This window comes from Massilia sp. TS11 (assembly GCF_022012445.1).
In the GTDB taxonomy this organism is placed as follows: domain Bacteria; phylum Pseudomonadota; class Gammaproteobacteria; order Burkholderiales; family Burkholderiaceae_D; genus Telluria.
Map to the genome: position 1 here is coordinate 25683 of NZ_JAKLTS010000013.1, position 16447 is coordinate 42129.

The following is a 16447-nucleotide window of genomic DNA, read 5'->3' on the forward strand; positions in this document are numbered from 1 at the left end:
TGCTAATTTTTTGGTGCAGAGCGGGATTGTGCTGGCGCAGGACCAGTTCAGGCAGCGATTGATTTGCTTCAGGGGCAGTGTGGCGCTCAGATCGCGCCGTCGGCGCGCAGGGCCGCGATCTCCTCGGCCGACAGGCCCAGGCTGGCCAAGACTTCATCGGTGTGGGCGCCCAGGGCGGGGCCGATCCAGGCGGTGCCGCCGGGCGTGGCCGACAGCTTGGGCGTGACCGCCGGCAGCTTGATCGGGGTGCCGTCGGCGAAGGCGGCCTGCTCGAACATGCCGCGCGCGAGGAATTGCGGGTCCTGCAGCATATCGCGCACCGAGTAGATTTTCGAGGCCGGCACGTCGGCCGCCGTCAGCACGGCCAGCGCGCTGTCGATGTCGTGGGTGGCGCACCAGGCCTGGATGGCGCCGTCGATGTCGGCCGTGCGCGGCACCCGCCCGTCATTGCGGGCCAGCGCCGGATCCTCGGCCATGTCGTAGCGGCCGATGGCCGTCATCAGGCGCTTGAAGATCGCGTCGCCATTGCCGGCGATGACGATGTTCTGGCCATCGCGCGTGGTGTAGGTGTTGGACGGGACGATGCCCGGCAGGGCGCCGCCGGTGCGCTCGCGCACCACACCGGCGTAGTCGAATTCCGGCACCAGCGATTCCATCAGATTGAAGACCGACTCGTACAGGGCCACGTCGACCATCTGGCCTTGGCCCGTCACGTCGCGGTGGCGCAGCGCCATCAGCGCGCCGATCACGCCATGCAGGGCGGCGACCGAATCGCCGATCGAGATCCCGACGCGCACCGGCGGCCGGTCCGGGTGGCCGGACACGTAGCGCAGCCCGCCCATCGATTCGCCGACCGCGCCGAAGCCCGGCTGGTCGCGCATCGGGCCGGTCTGGCCAAAGCCGGACAGGCGCACCATGATGGTCGAGGGCTTGTCGGCCTTCAGCTGCTCGTAGCCGAGGCCCCATTTTTCCAGCACGCCGGGGCGGTAGTTTTCGACGATGATGTCGGCTTCCAGCGCCAGCCGGCGCGCCAGGGCGCGGCCCTCGGCGTGCTTCATGTTCAGGGTGACGCTCTTCTTGTTGCGCGCCTGGACCGCCCACCACAGCGAGGTGCCGTCCTTCAGCACGCGCCAGCTGCGCAGCGGGTCGCCGCCGTCCGGGGTTTCGATCTTGATGACGTCGGCGCCGAATTCGCCCAGCATGCGCGCGCAGAACGGGCCCGCGATCAGCGTGCCCAGTTCAAGCACCTTGATGCCTTTCAGCGCCGTCATGTGCTGCGGCGGTCCAGCATGGCGCGCGCGATGGTGCCGGCGTCCACGTATTCGAGCTCGCCGCCGACCGGCACCCCGCGCGCCAGGCGGCTGACCTGCAGGCCGCGCGCCTTCAGCATTTCGGCGATGTAGTGGGCGGTGGCCTCGCCCTCGCTGGTGAAATTGGTCGCCAGGACCACTTCCCGCACCAGACCATCGGCGGCGCGCTGCATCAGTTTTTCGAGATGGATGTCCTTCGGCCCGATGCCGTCCAGCGGCGACAGGCGTCCCATCAGCACGAAGTAGCGGCCCTTGTAGGTCAGGGTCTGCTCGATCATCATCTGGTCGGCCGGGGTCTCGACCACGCACAGCAGGGCCGTGTCGCGCTCGGGATCGGCGCAGGTGTCGCACACTTCGCTTTCGCTGAAGGTGTTACACAGGGCGCAGTGATGGACCTGCTCGACCGCCTGGAACAGCGCGCGCGCGAGCATGGCAGCGCCTTCGCGGTCGTGCTGCAGCAGATGGTAGGCCATGCGCTGCGCCGACTTCGGCCCGACGCCAGGCAGGCGGCGCAGGGCTTCGGTCAGAAAATCGAGCGACTTCGCGGTCACGCCTTCCTCAGAACGGCATCTTGAAGCCCGGGGGCAGCGGCATACCGGCCGTCAGCGCACCCATTTTTTCCGAGGCCGTGGCTTCGGCCTTGCGCACGGCGTCGTTGAAGGCGGCGGCGACCAGGTCTTCCAGCATGTCCTTGTCGTCGGCCAGCAGCGAGGGGTCGATGCTGACGCGCTTGACGTCGTTTTTGCAGGTCATGACGACCTTCACCAGGCCGGCGCCAGCCTGGCCTTCGACTTCGATCGTGGCCAGCTGTTCCTGCGCCTTGCGCATATTGTCCTGCATGGCCTGGGCCTGTTTCATCAGACCGGCGAGTTGGTTCTTCATCATGGTAGCTTTTCCTTTTCTTGAATGGCTTAGGCGGTTTCGGGCGGTTTCACCGAACCGGGAATCACGCTCGCGCCGAGCAGGCGCATCATGTCCTGAACGAAGGGGTCGCGCTCGACCAGTTCTTCGGCGGCGCGCTGGCGCGCCTCGCGCGCGGCCTGGGCAAAGGCGCTGGCCGTATGCCAGACCGGCCCGATCTCGATCTCGAGATTGACGCGCACCTCAGGGAAGCGCTCCTGCAGCGCGGCCGCGAGTTTCTCAGTATTGCCGCTGGCGCGCAAGGTATCGACCGGCACGCGCAGCTTGAAGTGGGCCGCATGGCCGTCGCAGCTGGCGCTGACCAATTCGGTTTGCACCGCCAGCTGCTGGGCCACGCCGCGCAGCGGCAGGCCGGCGGCCAGCTCGGGCCAGTTGCCGTTCCAGCCGATGGCGGGCAGCGGCGCGATCACATGCTCGGTGCGCGGCGCGGCCGGCGCGCGCGCCACGGGCGCTGCAGCCGGTGCGGCCTGGGCTTCCTCGGGGAAGCCGGTGGCCCAGGCAGGCGGTTCATCGTCGGGCACGGCCTCGGCCTGGCCCAGGTCCCAGGGCGGCGCCTCGGCCACCACATCGCCCTCGTCCTGGGCGGCCGGGGCGGCGGCGCGCGCGACCGGGGCCGCCGCAGGCGGCGCGGCCACGGGCGCCGGGGCCGGCGCCGGACGCGGGGTGGCGCCGCTGATGGCGCCCGCACCCGGCTTGCCGCGCGAAGCGGCGCGTGCTGCTTCGAGCGCGGCCTGGATGGCGGCGCGCGCGGGGCTGAGCGGCGCGGCAGCAGCCGGTGCCGCTTCCGCGCTCGGCGCGGGCACGGGGGCTGCCGGCGCGACAGCGACCGGATCGGCCGGCGCGGGGACCGGCGCTGCGGCCAGCGGCGCCGGTGCCGGGATTTCAGCCACCGGGGCAGGCGCCGGAGCAGCCGCCATCGGTGCGGGTGCCGGTGCAGCCGCCACTGGTGCGGGCGCCGGGGCAGCGGCCTGCGGCGCCGGACGCGCTGCCGGGCGCGCCGCGCCAGCCGCCGCCATGGCGGCCGCGCGGGCCTCGCCGGCCATGCTGCGCGCCTGGCCGGCCGTAGCCGGACCGGTCGGCTTGGCGCCGCCGCCAGCGGCTGCGCCGTTCTCGGGACGGAAGGCCAGCATGCGCAGCAGCGTCATGCTGAAGCCCGCGTATTCATCGGGCGCCAGGCCCATTTCATTGCGGCCGTGGACGGCGATTTGATAATACAGCTGCACTTCCTGCGGGTCGAACAGCTCGGCCAGGCGCAGGATGTCGGCGTATTCGGGCAGGTCTTCGGGCACGGCGGCCGGCACGCTCTGGGCCAGGGCCACGCGGTGCAGCAGGGTCGCCAGGTCCTGCAGGGCGGCGTTGTAAGACAGGCTGCGGCTGGCCATTTCGTCGGCCACGGCCATCAGATCGGCGCCGTCATTGCGCGCCAGCGCGTCCAGCAGGCGCACCAGGAAGCTCTGATCGAGCGCGCCCAGCATGCCCTGCACGGCTTCCAGCGTCACCTGCCCGGCCGCATAGGCGATCGCCTGGTCGGTCAGCGAGAGCGCATCGCGCATCGAGCCGTGCGCCCCTTGGGCCAGCAGGCGCAGGGCCGGCTGCTCGAAGCCGATGCCCTCCTGCCCGAGAATGTTCTCGAGATGGCCGATGATGTGCCCGGGCGGCATCTGCTTCAGATTGAACTGCAGGCAGCGCGACAGCACCGTCACCGGAATCTTCTGCGGATCGGTGGTGGCGAGGATGAACTTGATATGCGGCGGCGGCTCTTCCAGCGTCTTCAGCATGGCGTTGAAGGCGTGGTTGGTCAGCATGTGCACTTCGTCGATCATATAGACCTTGAAGCGCGCGTTGGACGGGGCGTAGATGGCCTGTTCGAGCAGCTGCGCCATTTCGTCGACGCCGCGGTTCGAGGCCGCGTCCATTTCGATGTAGTCGACGAAGCGGCCGCCGTCGATGGCCACGCAGGCCTCGCACTGGCCGCAGGGCTCGGCCGTCACCCCGCCCTGCCCGTCCGGGCCGGTGCAGTTGAGGCTCTTGGCCAGAATGCGCGAGAGCGTGGTCTTGCCCACGCCGCGCGTCCCGGTAAACAGATAGGCATGGTGCAGGCGCTGGGTGCGCAGCGCGTGCGACAGGGCGCGCACCACGTGCTCCTGCCCGACCAGGGTCTCGAAGTTGCGGGGACGGTATTTGCGGGCGAGGACTTGATAAGACATGCTCAGATTGTACTCCGGCCGACAGTCAAACCGCCATTGTAGCAACCAGCGCAGGGAATGATAGAGGGAGAAAGGAGGCGAGCCTGATCTGCGGCACTTGTGGGGAATAGCTGTGGCTGCTTCGTTCCCGACCTGACCAGGTTGACCATGCCACAATGCGCAGGGGCCCGCCCGGGACGCATTATATCAGTCCCGGGGCGCGCACGCCAAACCCTCTTACAAACCGAGCTGTTGCCAGATCTCGTCGACCCGCAGTTTGACCGCCTCGCTCATGGTGATCGTGCGGCCCCATTCGCGCGCGGTCTCGCCCGGCCACTTGTTGGTGGCGTCGATGCCCATCTTCGAACCCAGGCCCGAAACCGGCGAGGCAAAGTCCAGATAATCGATCGGCGTGTTGTCGACCAGGGTCGTGTCGCGGGTCGGATCGACCCGGGTGGTGATCGCCCAGATGACCTCTTTCCAGTCGCGGATGTTCACGTCCTCGTCCACCACCACGATGAACTTGGTATACATAAACTGGCGCAGGAAGCTCCAGACCCCGAACATCACCCGTTTGGCATGGCCCGGGTAGGCCTTCTTCATCTGGACGATGGCCATGCGGTAGCTGCAGCCCTCGGGCGGCAGATAGAAGTCGGTCACCTCGCTGAACTGCTTTTGCAGCAGCGGCACGAAGACTTCATTCAGGGCCACGCCCAGCACGGCCGGCTCGTCGGGCGGCTTGCCCGTGTAGGTCGAGTGGTAGATCGGGTCGCGCCGCATGGTGATGCGGTCGACCGTGAACACCGGGAAGCGGTCCTGCTCATTGTAATAGCCGGTGTGGTCGCCATACGGGCCTTCGAGCGCATGCTCATAGCCGCTCGGGTCGCTTGCGTCCGGATAGATATGCCCTTCGAGCACGATTTCAGCCGAGGCCGGCACGCGCAGTTCGGAGCCGATCGCCTTGACCAGCTCGGTGCGGCTGCCGCGCAGCAGGCCGGCGAACTGGTATTCGGACAGGCTGTCCGGCACCGGCGTCACCGCGCCCAGAATGGTGGCCGGATCGGCCCCGAGCGCCACCGCGATCGGATACGGCTGACCCGGGTTGCGCAGGCAGTGCTCGCGAAAATCGAGCGCGCCGCCGCGGTGCGCCAGCCAGCGCATGATCAGCTTGTTCGGACCGAGCAGCTGCTGGCGGTAGATGCCCAGATTCTGACGCTTCTTATTGGGGCCCTTGGTAATGACCAGCCCCCAGGTGATCAGCGGCGCCACGTCGCCCGGCCAGCAGTGCTGGATCGGCAGGCGGCCGAGGTCGACGTCCTGCCCTTCCCACACCACGTCCTGGCAGGGCGCGCTGCTTTTCTCTTTGGGCGCCATGTCCCACACGGCCTTGACCAGGTCGACCATCTTCTTCATGTCGCCGAAGCCCTTGGGCGGCTCCGGCTCCTTCAGGCGCGCCAGCACATGGCCGATCATGCGCAGCTCGGACAGGTCCTGGGCGCCCATGCCGAGCGCCACCCGGCGCGGCGTGCCGAACAGATTACCCAGCACCGGCATGCTGTGCCCGGTCGGCTTTTCAAACAGCAGCGCCGGCCCGCCGGCGCGCAGCGTGCGGTCGCACACCTCGGTCATTTCGAGATGGGGCGAGACCGGCACGGCGACCCGTTTTAATTCGCCCAAGTTTTGCAACTGGGCAATAAAATCGCGTAAATCAGCGTATTTCATCGTTTTCGTTTGTAACAGGGTTCCGTTCAGGCCGCTTAAAAAGAGCGAGCCAAGTCCTTGATTCTATGTGGGTTTGCGGCGGTGCAGCAGGAAAATCAATATCTAAAAGTAATAAGACACACTTGCGTTAGTATTGACTTGATATAAACCGCCCCCTACAATGCGGTCCATCGTATGAGTTGGCACCTCGCCTCAATGTCGCGACTGGATTGTAGCCGACTCATCCACCCACGGGGGACGGGGCCCCACATGACATTTTAAGGAGTGTTTTTTCATAAGGCGTCTGCCTTCCCCCGAAACGCATTGCCTGCTCCTGGACGAGGGAGCGCCAGTTTAGCGGGCAATTAAGGCGTCAGACCCCCACCGCCCTGGTGGAGCCTGACGAAAAATCTGATGCACGGCATGACGCAGACCGGAACGCGCCAACGCGCGACTGGACAGCTTTTGCCGCGACAAAGGAGGTAGCATGTTGCATCGATCCACTCTGGGTAACAACGTTACCCGCCCGGCTAGCCAGCCGGCCGTGCTTGAACGCGCGGCAAATGTGCTGCGTAATGTGCTGGCGGCAGCACAACATACGCTGACCCTGTTCGGCCTGTCGGCCGTCGCCGCCATCGCCCTGCTGGCCGCCAAGCCTGAGCTGGCCAAGCAAGTGTCGCAGTTCCTGACCCAGGACCAGGTGCAAGAGGCGCCGGCCTTGGCTCCGGATCTGGCCGCTCTGATGGAGCAACCCGCCGTCGAAGCCGACAGCGCCCCGACGGCCGAGGAAAAAGCCCTGCTGGGCAGCCGCAAGCAGCAGCAAGCCGTGACGTCCTGGCTCAGCAAGCGTTACCGCGTGGCCAGCGATGCCACCAATATGCTGGTCTCGACCGCCTATCTGACGGCCCATGAAACCAAGATGGACCCGCTGCTGATTCTGGCCGTGATGGCCATCGAATCGGGCCTGAACCCGTTTGCCGAAAGCCCGATGGGCGCCCAGGGCCTGATGCAGGTGATGTCCAAGGTGCACCAGGACAAATTCGAGGAAATGGGCGGCGTCCAGGCAGCTCTGAATCCGGTCGCCAACATCCGCGTCGGCGCCCAGATCCTGAAGGAGTATGTGCGCCGCTCGGGCTCGATTGAAGCCGGCCTGAAAAACTACGTCGGCGCCGGTGCGGCCGAGAGCGACGCCGGCTACAGCGCCAGCGTACTGGCCGAGTACAACCGCCTCAAGCAGGTCGCTGGCGGCAAGAGCGTGCCCGTGACCATCCCCAAAGCCGTGGCCCCGGTCGAGAAAGAACCGAAGACCGAGACCGCGCGCCAGACGGCCAAGAGCGAACAGCTGGCCGGTCTGTAAGCCTGCCCTGCTCCCAATAAAAAACGCGGCCTCGGCCGCGTTTTTTTATGCCCTGCGCAATGCTCAGCGCGCGGCCGTTTCGTCCGGACGCAGCTTGGGCGCCAGCTTGTCGAGCACGCCGTTGACGTATTTGTGCCCGTCCACGCCGCCAAAGCTCTTGGCCAGCTCGACCGCCTCGTTGATGACGACCTTGTAGGGAATGTCGAGGTGGTTCTTCAGTTCGTAGGCGCCCAGCACCAGCACCGCGTGTTCGATCGGCGACAGCTCGCTGATCGGCCGGTCGAGCACGGGGGCGAGGTCGGCGCGCAAGTCCTCGACGTGACGGATGGCGCCACGCAGCAGCAGCACGAAATGCTCGCCATCGGCCTTATCGAAGCCATGCGCGCCGCGCATATTGTTGACCACCGTGTTCGGGTCATCGTGATTGAGCAGCCACTGATACAGGCCCTGCAGGGCGAACTCGCGCGCGCGATGGCGCGGCGTGCGGTTCTTGTTCGGGTTGGCGTGCGTGGTTTTCTCAGTCATGCGCTCATTCCTCTTCGGGATTCAGTTCTTCGAGCGCGATCAGCAGATTCGCCATCTCGACCGCCACGCGCGCCGCCTCGGCGCCCTTGGTGGCCATGCGCACTTCGGCCTGCTCATCGTTCTCGGTGGTCAGCACGGCATTGGCGATGGGGATCGAATAGTCGAGGCTCACGCGCGTGATGCCGGCGCCCGATTCATTGGACACCAGTTCGAAGTGATAGGTTTCACCGCGAATCACGGCGCCGAGCGCGATCAGGGCGTCGAACTGCTGGGTTTCGGCCATGCGCTGCAGGGCCAGCGGGATTTCGAGCGCGCCCGGCACGCTCACGTGCAGGGTGTCCTCGTCGGCCACGCCCAGGTGCTTGAGCTCGGCCAGGCAGCTGGCCAGCAGGCCGTGGCAGACATCTTCATTGAAACGGGCTTGCACCACGCCGATGCGCAGGCCGCTGCCGTCCAGGTTCTTTTCGTAGGTTCCTACCGTCATGGTCTGGTCCTTTGCTGTTTTTGTTGTTTATTCCGGCTTGGGCTGGTAGCCCGTCACTTCGAGGTGGTAGCCGGTCATGGAAGGCATCTTGCGCGGGCTGGCCAGCAGTTTCATCTTGCCGACCCCGACGTCCTTGAGAATCTGGGCGCCGATGCCATAGGTGCGCAGATCCATGCTGGCGGCGCGCCCGGCCGGCTTGACGGCCGGCTTGTCGAGGGCGTCGAACTGGGCGAACAGCTGCTCGGCCGATTCCTCGCAATTGAGCAGCACCATCACGCCGCGTTCGGCGCGCTGGATGGCGGCCATGGCCGAGGCCACGCTCCACGAGTGGGTCGTGACCTTCTGCTCGAGCAGGTCGAGAATCGAGACCGGCTGGTGCACGCGCACCAGGGTTTCGCGCTCGGGCGTGACCTCGCCGTGCACCAGCACCAGGTGGGCCGAGCCGCTCGGCTTGTCGCGGTAGGCGAGCAGGCGGAAGCTGCCGGCCGCCGTGTCGAGCTGGCGCTCGGCCACGCGCTCGACCATGCATTCATTGGCGCTGCGATACTGGATCAGGTCGGCAATGGTGCCGATCTTCAGATTGTGTTCCTTGGCGAACTCGATCAGGTCCGGCAGGCGCGCCATCGTGCCGTCGTCCTTCATGATCTCGCAGATCACCGAGGCCGGGGTCAGGCCGGCCATGGCGGTCAGGTCGCAGCCGGCTTCGGTATGGCCGGCGCGCATCAGCACGCCGCCCTTGACGGCTTTCAGCGGGAAGATGTGGCCCGGCTGGACGATGTCGGCCGGCTTGGCCTCGCGCGCCACCGCCACCTGGATGGTGCGTGCGCGGTCGGCCGCCGAGATCCCCGTCGTCACCCCCTCGGCCGCCTCGATCGAGACGGTGAAATTGGTGCCGAACTGGGTGCCGTTATTGGTCGCCATCATCGGCAGATTGAGCTGGCGGCAGCGCTCCTCGGTCAGCGTCAGGCAGACCAGGCCGCGCGCGTACTTGACCATGAAGTTGATGGCCTCGGGCGTGACGAAATCGGCCGCCAGCACAAGGTCGCCCTCGTTCTCGCGGTCTTCCTCGTCCACCAGGATGACCATGCGGCCAGCACGCAGCTCGTCGACGATTTCTTGGATGCTCGAAATGCTCATGATGTCAGTGTTTCCTGCGCCTCGCGCGTAATCCTCTATTCTACCCGATCGAGAGCAGCCCCGGCAGTTGCCAAGCCCGCCCGGCGGCGCTTATGATAGCAATTCGTTAATTTTTTCCGGTGGAGCCATGTTGCGTGTGAAGTATGCCTGTAGTGCCCTGATCCTGGCCTGGAGCCTGCCCCTGTGGGCCGCACCCGACCCGGCCGCCCTGATCCCCGTCGGCCCCCAGGTCCGCGTCGGCAAGCTCGACAACGGGCTCAGCTTCTACATCCAGCGCAATGCGCGCCCCGAAAAGCGCGTCGAGATGCGCCTGGTGGTGAAAACCGGCTCGGTGCAGGAAGACGAAGACCAGCGCGGCCTGGCCCACTTCACCGAGCACATGGCCTTCAATGGCTCGACCCATTTTCAGAAGAACCAGCTGATCGACTATCTGCAGCAGATCGGCGTGCGCTTCGGCGCCGACCTGAATGCCTACACGAGCTTCGACGAAACCGTCTACATCCTGCCGATTCCGACCAAGGACCCGGCCCACGTGCGCCAGGGCTTCCAGGTGCTGGAAGACTGGGCCCACGGCCTGAGTCTGACCGACGCCGACATCGACGCCGAACGCGGCATCGTGCTGGAGGAAATGCGGCGCGGGAAAGGCGCGGGCGAACGCCTGATGCGCAAGCTGCTGCCGCTGCAGCTCAATGGCTCGCGCTATGCGCAGCGCCTGCCGATCGGCGACGAAACCGTGCTCAAGACCTTCAAGCCGGACACCCTGCGCCGCTTCTACCGCGACTGGTACCGCCCCGACCTGATGGCCGTGGTGGTGGTCGGCGACATCGACCCGCAGGAGGCCGAGCAGCAGATCCGCGCCCATTTCAGCGCGCTCAGCAACCCGGCCGGTGCGCGTCCGCGCGTCAGCTACGACGTGGCGCCGCGCCAGGCCTCGGCCAGCATCGTGGCGACCGATCCGGAGATGACGACGAACAGCGTGCAGCTGCAGCTGGCCATCTTCAAGCAGCCGCGCCAGGGCAGCTACGGCGTGGCGCGCGAGCGCCTGCTCGATGGCGCCGTGCAGAACATGATGGCGACCCGCTTCAATGAAATCGCCGAGCAGCCGAACGCGCCCTTCATGGCCGCCGGCCTGGGACGCGGCAAACTGGTGGGCGAGGCCGGTGTGCTCAGTGCCGGCGCGGTGGTCAACAAGGCGGGCAGCGAAGCGGCCATCCGCGCCCTGCTGACCGAGGCCGAGCGCGTGCGCCAGCACGGCTTCACGGCAGCCGAATGGGAGCGCGTGAAGAAGAACATGATCGCCAATCTCGACCACATGGTGAAGGAGCAGGACAAGCAGGACTCGGGCGCGCTGGCGGCCGAATACATCCGCAATTTCCTCGACGGCGAACCGATCGCCGCGCGCGACGCCGAGCGCGCCTTCAAGCTCGAGGTGTTGCAGGCCGTCACGCTGGACGAACTGAATGCGCGCGCACGCCGCCTGCTGCAGCCCGATCCGGCCCTGCTGGTCGCCTTCAGCGGCAGCGACAAGGGCGAGGCCCCGGTCCCGAGCGAAGCGGCGATCCTGGCCGCCGCCAGCGCGCCGCTCGAGGCCAAGCTGGCCAAGCACGAAGACAAGGCCGTCAGCGGCCAACTGGTCGCGCGCCCCAGCGGCGGCAAGATCGTGGCCGAAACCGTCAACGCCAAACTGGGCACCACCACGCTGCGCTTTGCCAACGGGCTGGAGATCATTCTCAAGCCGACCAGCTTCAATAACGACCAGATCGCGCTGAGCGGCATCCGCTACGGCGGCACCGCGCTCGAATCGGATGCCAGCTTCCGCCGCGCCAGCCTGGCCACCCAGATGGCGGGCAGCCTGGGCGTGGGCACCCTGTCGAGCAGCGACATCCAGAAGCTGCTGGCGGGCCGCCCGGCCGGGTCGACCATGGGCCGTGCCGACTACACCGAGTCGGTCGGCGGCGGCGCCACCAAGGCCGAACTGGAGCCGATGCTGCAGATGACCCATATGCGTTTCAGCCCGATGCTGCGCAACGAAGGCCTGTTTAACACCATGCTGGAGCGCCAGCAGACCGCCCTGCGCAATCTGCAGCAAAGCCCGGAGAACTGGTTCGTCGACCAGTTCCTGCGCACCCTCTACCAGAACCACCCGCGCGGACCGCGCCTGCCGCAGGCCAGCGACTACGCGGGCCTGACCCTGCTCGAAGCCAGCGGCCTGCATGATCCGCGCTTCCAAAGCGCCAAGGGCTTCCGCTTCGTGATGGTGGGCGCCTTCGACGTCGAGACCGTCAAGCCGCTGCTGGCCGACTACCTGGGCACCCTGCCGGTCGGCGAGCTGCCGACCGAGGTGGTGGACCGCACGCCGCCGACGCTGCGCGGCGTGCGCAAGGAGGTGCTGTTCAAGGGGAGTGAAGCGAAGAGCATGCTGCGCATTAGCTTCGGCGGCGACACGTCCTACGACCCCGACGAGGCCCTGCGTCTGAACATGCTGAATCAGATCATCAACATCAAGCTCACCGAGGTGGTGCGCGAAAAACTGCAGCTCGTGTACAGCGGCGGCGTCTCCGGCGGCATGGGCCGCACGCCGCACGGGAACTACCGGCTCGACGTGAACTTCACCTGCGCGCCCGACAATGTGGACAAGGTGGCGGCCGCCGCGCTCGGCGAAATCGAGAAGATCCAGAAGGAAGGCCCGAGCGCAGCCGACATCGAGAAGGTGAAAACGGCCATGCGGCTTGGCTACGAGCGCAATCTGAAGGAGAACGGCTACTGGGCCAGTCAGCTGCTGAGCGCCGCGCTGTATGGCGACGACCCGGAGCGCATCCTGACGGTGGCGGAGCGGATCGCTGCGGTGACGCCGGCCCAGTTGCAGGCGGCGGCGCAGCGCTACTTCGACATGAACAACTATCTGCAGATGGCGCTCAAGCCCGAACCCAAGGCCTGAACGCCAGGGCGGGGGCCAGCCCCCGCCCGTGCTGGCATCACTTCAGGTATTTATCGAACCACGCCAGCTGACGCGCGCGCAGGTCCTTCTGATGTTCGGGCTTGCGCAGCGCGTGCCCTTCCCCTTCGTAGATCACCAGGCTGGTTTCCACGCCCTGGGCCTTGAGTCCCTTCCAGAATTCCATCGACTGCGCCGGCGGGCATTCGACGTCGCGCTCACCGACGTAGATCAGGGTCGGCGTGCGCGCGGCCTTGATCGTCTCGATCGGCGAGGCACGGCGGTACACGGCCGGATCATCGTAGGCGGTGGCGCCGAAGAACGGCGGCATCCAGGTGTCGATGCCGTTCTGGCCGTAGTAGCTGATCCAGTTGGCGATGCCGGCGCCGGCCACGGCAGCCTTGAAGCGCAGGCTGTGGGTCACGCCCCACATGGTCATGAAGCCGCCATACGAGTGGCCCATCAGGCCGAGGCGCTGGCCGTCGATCGGGGCCTGGGCGATGGCGGTGTCGACGCCGGCCAGAATGTCGCGCCAGTCGCCGCCGCCGAAGTCGGCGCGGTTGGCGCTGGTGAAGGCGCTGCCCTGGCCATAGCTGCCGCGCGGATTGGGCATGAACACGAAGTAGCCGCGCTGGGTCAGCTCGCGCACCAGCGGGTTGCCCAGATCGCCCTCGCCCACGTAGCGCGGCGAGACCGCGGCGGCCGGGCCGCCATGCACGGTGACGACCATCGGATACTTCTTGCCCGGCTCCGTCTTCAGCGGGCCGACCAGCCAGCCCTGCACCTGGAAGCCCTCGTTGGTCCAGCTCAGGCTACGCGCGCTGATGACTGCCTGCAGGTGGGCGTTGTCCTGGGTGATGGCGACCGGCTTGGCGACCGGGCCGGCCATGATCCGTTCGGCCGACGTAAAGTCCTCGGCGATGAAGGCCGACAGCTTGCCGTCGGCCGAGAAGTCGATGCGGCCCTGGCGCGCGGCTGCGCGCGTCGTCACCGGCGCCTGCCACAGCACCTGCACGGCGGCGCTGGCCGGATCGATGCGCACGGCCGCGTGGTCGGCGCCGATCAGGGCCGAGGCGTACAGCTGCTTGCCGCGCCAGGCCAGGCCATTGAAGCTGCCGCGGTAATTCGGGGTCAGGTTGCGCGGCGTGCCGCCCGCCAGCGGCACCTGATAGACATCGCCGCCGATCGAGCCGAAGTCGCTCATCAAGCCACCGACGAAGGCCACGCTCTGACCGTCCGGCGCCACGCGCGGCAGGTTCATTTGCATCTTGGGCGCGGCGATCACGCGCAGCTTGCCGCTGGCCAGATCGACGTAGCCGAGGGTGGCGATCCACCAGTTGCTGTCGCCATTGCCCTTGGCGCTGGTGACGGCGAAGCCCTTGCTGTCGGGCGCCCAGTCGTATTCATACACATAGGTGTCGTCCGGCGACACCAGGCGCAGGCTGCCGCCCTGCACCGGCACGACGCCGATGCGCTGCTCGTCTTCGCTGCTGCCGATTTCGCCGACCAGGCGCGCGCCGGCCTCGGTGGCGCCAGCCGCCTTCTTGGCGTCGATCGTGGCCAGCAGCGCGATCTGCTGTCCGTCCGGGGCAAAGCGCGGCGTACTGGCGATCCCCTTCACCTGGGTCAGGGCTTCGGTTTTGCCGGCGCTGACCAGATACAGGGTGGCGCTATTGCGCGCCGCCTCGCTGCCGATGAAGGCCATGCGCTGGCCGTCGGCCGACCAGGACGGCTGCTCGTAACTACAGGCGGCGCAGGGATCGTACTGAGCGACGATGGCGCCGCTCTTCGCATCGCGCACGACGATGCTGGCATGCGGACGTTTGCCCGGCGTGGCGGCGGAGACGGTCTCCACGCTGGCAATACGGGTGCCGCTCGGGTCCAGGGCGAGCGAGCGGAATTCGCGGATGGCGGGGGTGTCGGCGTAGGCGAGGCTTGTGGCCAGCATGCCGACCCCGGCGAACAGGGTCAGGGCTTTCATGGGTCTCCGTCAGGTGGTCAAGGCGTCGACGAGTGTAATGGAAAATCGCGCCTGCTGTGCAGACTGACAAGCGTGCATATGCATGTGTAGAATGGCCTCGTCACTGCCGCCGATGCCGACCATGTCTGCCCTTCGCCTTCTCGTTCTGCTGCTGCCCGTGCTGGCCAGCGCCGCGCCGCTGCCGCTGCGGGTCTGCGCCGACCGCAACGACTGGGTGCCCTACACCTACGGCGAGCGCGATGGCCTGCTGCAGCAGCGCCTGCGCCAGCTGGCGCCGCGCCTGGATTTTGCGCTCGAACTGGTGGCCCTGCCCTGGCCGCGCTGCAAAGCCGAAGTCGCGCGCGGGACAATGGACGCGCTGCTCGGGTCGAGCGCCAACCCCGAGGCCCTGGCCGAATTTGCCTTCCCGCTGCGCGAGGGCGCGCCCGATGCGGCGCGTGCGCTGGTCCAGACCGAGCTGGTGCTGCTGCGCGCGGCCGGCAGCCGCGTGAGCTGGGACGGTCAGCAGCTGCGCGGCCTGAGCGGCCAGGTGATGTACATCCAAAACTACCGCGAGGTCGGCGCCGCCCTGCGCGCCCACGGCATTCCCGGCGACGGCGGCGGCCTGGCCAATGAACAGAATGCGCAGAAGGTGCTGGCCGGGCGCAGCAATGTGATGGCCACCTACGCGGGCGATGCGCGCGCCTTGCTGGAGCGGCCCGAATTCCGCGGCCGCCTGGAGCTGCTGACACCCGCGCTCTCGAGCGGCACCTACTATCTGGCCTTCAATCGCAACTACTACAAGGCCCACACCGCGCAGGTGGAGGCGCTGTGGAAGGCCAGCGCGCGGCCGGCTGGCATAATGCGGCCATGACTCCGAACGCGCCCGCCTTCACCAATCCCCTGCCGGGCGTACCGGCGATTGAATCCCCGTTCTTCGCGCCCCTGTTCGCCGACGCCGATCCGGCCACGCGCGCGCTCGCACAGCAGCTGCACGAACACGGCTATGCTGTCATCGATTTTCCCGAACCGGACTTCGAGCGCCTGGCGGCCGAGATCCAGGCGGCGCTGACGCCGCATTTTGCAGGCCCGGACTGGGAGCGCTTTCGCAGCGGCGGCGGCGCCGATCTGCGCATCCGCGACGCCTGGACCGGCATTCCGGCCGTGCAGCGCATCGCCGCCAACGGGGCCGTGCTCGACCTGCTCAGCCGCCTGTACGGCGCGCGCGCCTGGCCCTTCCAGACCCTGAACTTCCCGGTCGGGACACAGCAGGGTGCGCACACCGACGCCGTGCACTTCAACTCCGCGCCGGAGCGCTTCATGTGCGGCGTCTGGGTCGCGCTCGAAGATGTCAGCCTCGATCAGGGACCGCTGTTCTACTACCCGGGCAGCCATCAGTGGCCGATCTACGGCAACGAACATGTGGGGCGCTGCGTGTCGACCCTGCCCGCGCGGCCCGACCAGACAATCTACGAGCCGATGTGGCAGGCCCTGATCGCCGCCAAGGGCGCACAGCGCCAGCTGTTCACGGCGAAGAAGGGACAAGCGCTGATCTGGGCCGCGAACCTGATGCATGGCGGTAGCCCGCAGCTGAACCGCCAGCTCACGCGCTGGTCGCAGGTGACCCACTACTTCTTCGAGGGAACGGCCTGGTACGCACCAATGTTCTCCGACCCCTTCTACGGCCAGATCTACTTTCGCCGCCTGCGCAATATCGCCACCGGCGAGCCGATGCGACAGACCTATGCGGGCTGGGAGATTCCGGAGGCCGTGTTCGAGGCACTACGCTCGACCCAGCCGAACGGGCCGTATCAGTTCGACGCCGACGCCTACCTGTGCGCCAACCCGGATGTGGCGGCGGCCGGCGTCGACCCGCTCGCGCATTATCTGCGCCACGGCCACGCCGAACGGCGCCGCCTGCGTCCCTGAGC

The 16447-nt window shown here is 67.2% G+C and carries 13 protein-coding genes and 1 other RNA gene; 4 read left to right on the forward strand and 10 right to left on the reverse strand.

Annotated elements, in window-relative coordinates; all coding sequences use genetic code 11:
- Window positions 1-86 precede the first annotated feature (86 nt).
- The 6 genes from LZ005_RS17425 to ubiD form a co-directional block, all read right to left on the reverse strand.
- The gene (locus tag LZ005_RS17425; protein ID WP_237809775.1) at window positions 87-1271 is read right to left on the reverse strand and encodes a CaiB/BaiF CoA-transferase family protein; all 1185 of its coding nucleotides are present in this window, start codon (window positions 1269-1271) and stop codon (window positions 87-89) included.
- Window positions 1268-1861, reverse strand: coding sequence for a recombination mediator RecR (gene recR / locus LZ005_RS17430; protein WP_237809776.1), 594 nt, complete (start codon window positions 1859-1861; stop codon window positions 1268-1270). Before recR ends, LZ005_RS17425 begins: the two co-directional genes overlap by 4 nt.
- Before the next feature lie 7 nt (window positions 1862-1868).
- Window positions 1869-2195 carry a YbaB/EbfC family nucleoid-associated protein gene (locus LZ005_RS17435; RefSeq protein WP_237809777.1) on the reverse strand — a complete coding sequence of 109 codons (327 nt, stop codon included), beginning with the start codon at window positions 2193-2195 and terminating at the stop codon, window positions 1869-1871.
- A gap of 26 nt (window positions 2196-2221) precedes the next feature.
- Entirely contained in the window at window positions 2222-4438 is a 2217-nt protein-coding gene (locus LZ005_RS17440) for a DNA polymerase III subunit gamma/tau (RefSeq protein WP_237809778.1), read from the reverse strand.
- Between the two features lie 73 nt (window positions 4439-4511).
- Window positions 4512-4610: signal recognition particle sRNA small type (ffs, locus tag LZ005_RS17445), an RNA gene on the reverse strand.
- 44 nt (window positions 4611-4654) lie between these two features.
- Window positions 4655-6139: a 4-hydroxy-3-polyprenylbenzoate decarboxylase gene (ubiD, locus tag LZ005_RS17450; protein WP_237809779.1), complete on the reverse strand. Its 1485-nt coding sequence runs from the start codon at window positions 6137-6139 to the stop codon at window positions 4655-4657.
- 466 nt (window positions 6140-6605) lie between these two features.
- On the opposite strand from ubiD, the gene LZ005_RS17455 reads away from it, so the two are divergent.
- A complete protein-coding gene (locus LZ005_RS17455) occupies window positions 6606-7475 on the forward strand; it encodes a lytic transglycosylase domain-containing protein (protein WP_237809780.1) in 870 nt (289 codons plus the stop codon).
- Between the two features lie 63 nt (window positions 7476-7538).
- Here LZ005_RS17455 and nusB read toward each other — a convergent pair whose 3' ends face one another.
- From nusB to ribBA, 3 genes are read right to left on the reverse strand one after another with little or no spacing between them, the layout of a single operon-like run.
- A complete protein-coding gene (gene nusB, locus LZ005_RS17460) occupies window positions 7539-8000 on the reverse strand; it encodes a transcription antitermination factor NusB (protein ID WP_237809781.1) in 462 nt (153 codons plus the stop codon).
- A 4-nt stretch (window positions 8001-8004) separates the two neighbouring features.
- Window positions 8005-8484, reverse strand: a complete 480-nt coding sequence (ribH, locus tag LZ005_RS17465; protein ID WP_237809782.1) for a 6,7-dimethyl-8-ribityllumazine synthase — start codon at window positions 8482-8484, stop codon at window positions 8005-8007.
- A 27-nt stretch (window positions 8485-8511) separates the two neighbouring features.
- On the reverse strand, window positions 8512-9621 hold the full coding sequence (ribBA, locus tag LZ005_RS17470) for a bifunctional 3,4-dihydroxy-2-butanone-4-phosphate synthase/GTP cyclohydrolase II (RefSeq protein ID WP_237809783.1): 1110 nt from the start codon (window positions 9619-9621) through the stop codon (window positions 8512-8514).
- Window positions 9622-9748: 127 nt separating this feature from the next.
- Here ribBA and LZ005_RS17475 point away from each other — a divergent pair, with 127 nt between their 5' ends.
- Window positions 9749-12559, forward strand: a complete 2811-nt coding sequence (locus LZ005_RS17475; protein WP_237809784.1) for a pitrilysin family protein — start codon at window positions 9749-9751, stop codon at window positions 12557-12559.
- A gap of 37 nt (window positions 12560-12596) precedes the next feature.
- Here LZ005_RS17475 and LZ005_RS17480 read toward each other — a convergent pair whose 3' ends face one another.
- Complete coding sequence (locus tag LZ005_RS17480) at window positions 12597-14537, reverse strand: S9 family peptidase (RefSeq protein ID WP_237809785.1); 1941 nt, start codon at window positions 14535-14537, stop codon at window positions 12597-12599.
- A 121-nt stretch (window positions 14538-14658) separates the two neighbouring features.
- Between LZ005_RS17480 and LZ005_RS17485 the strand changes: the two genes are divergently transcribed.
- Both LZ005_RS17485 and LZ005_RS17490 read left to right on the forward strand, forming a co-directional pair.
- A complete protein-coding gene (locus tag LZ005_RS17485) occupies window positions 14659-15390 on the forward strand; it encodes a hypothetical protein (protein WP_237809786.1) in 732 nt (243 codons plus the stop codon).
- Window positions 15348-16445, forward strand: a complete 1098-nt coding sequence (locus tag LZ005_RS17490) for a phytanoyl-CoA dioxygenase family protein (RefSeq protein WP_237809787.1) — start codon at window positions 15348-15350, stop codon at window positions 16443-16445. The genes LZ005_RS17485 and LZ005_RS17490 overlap by 43 nt, the downstream gene beginning before the upstream one ends.
- Window positions 16446-16447 lie beyond the last annotated feature (2 nt).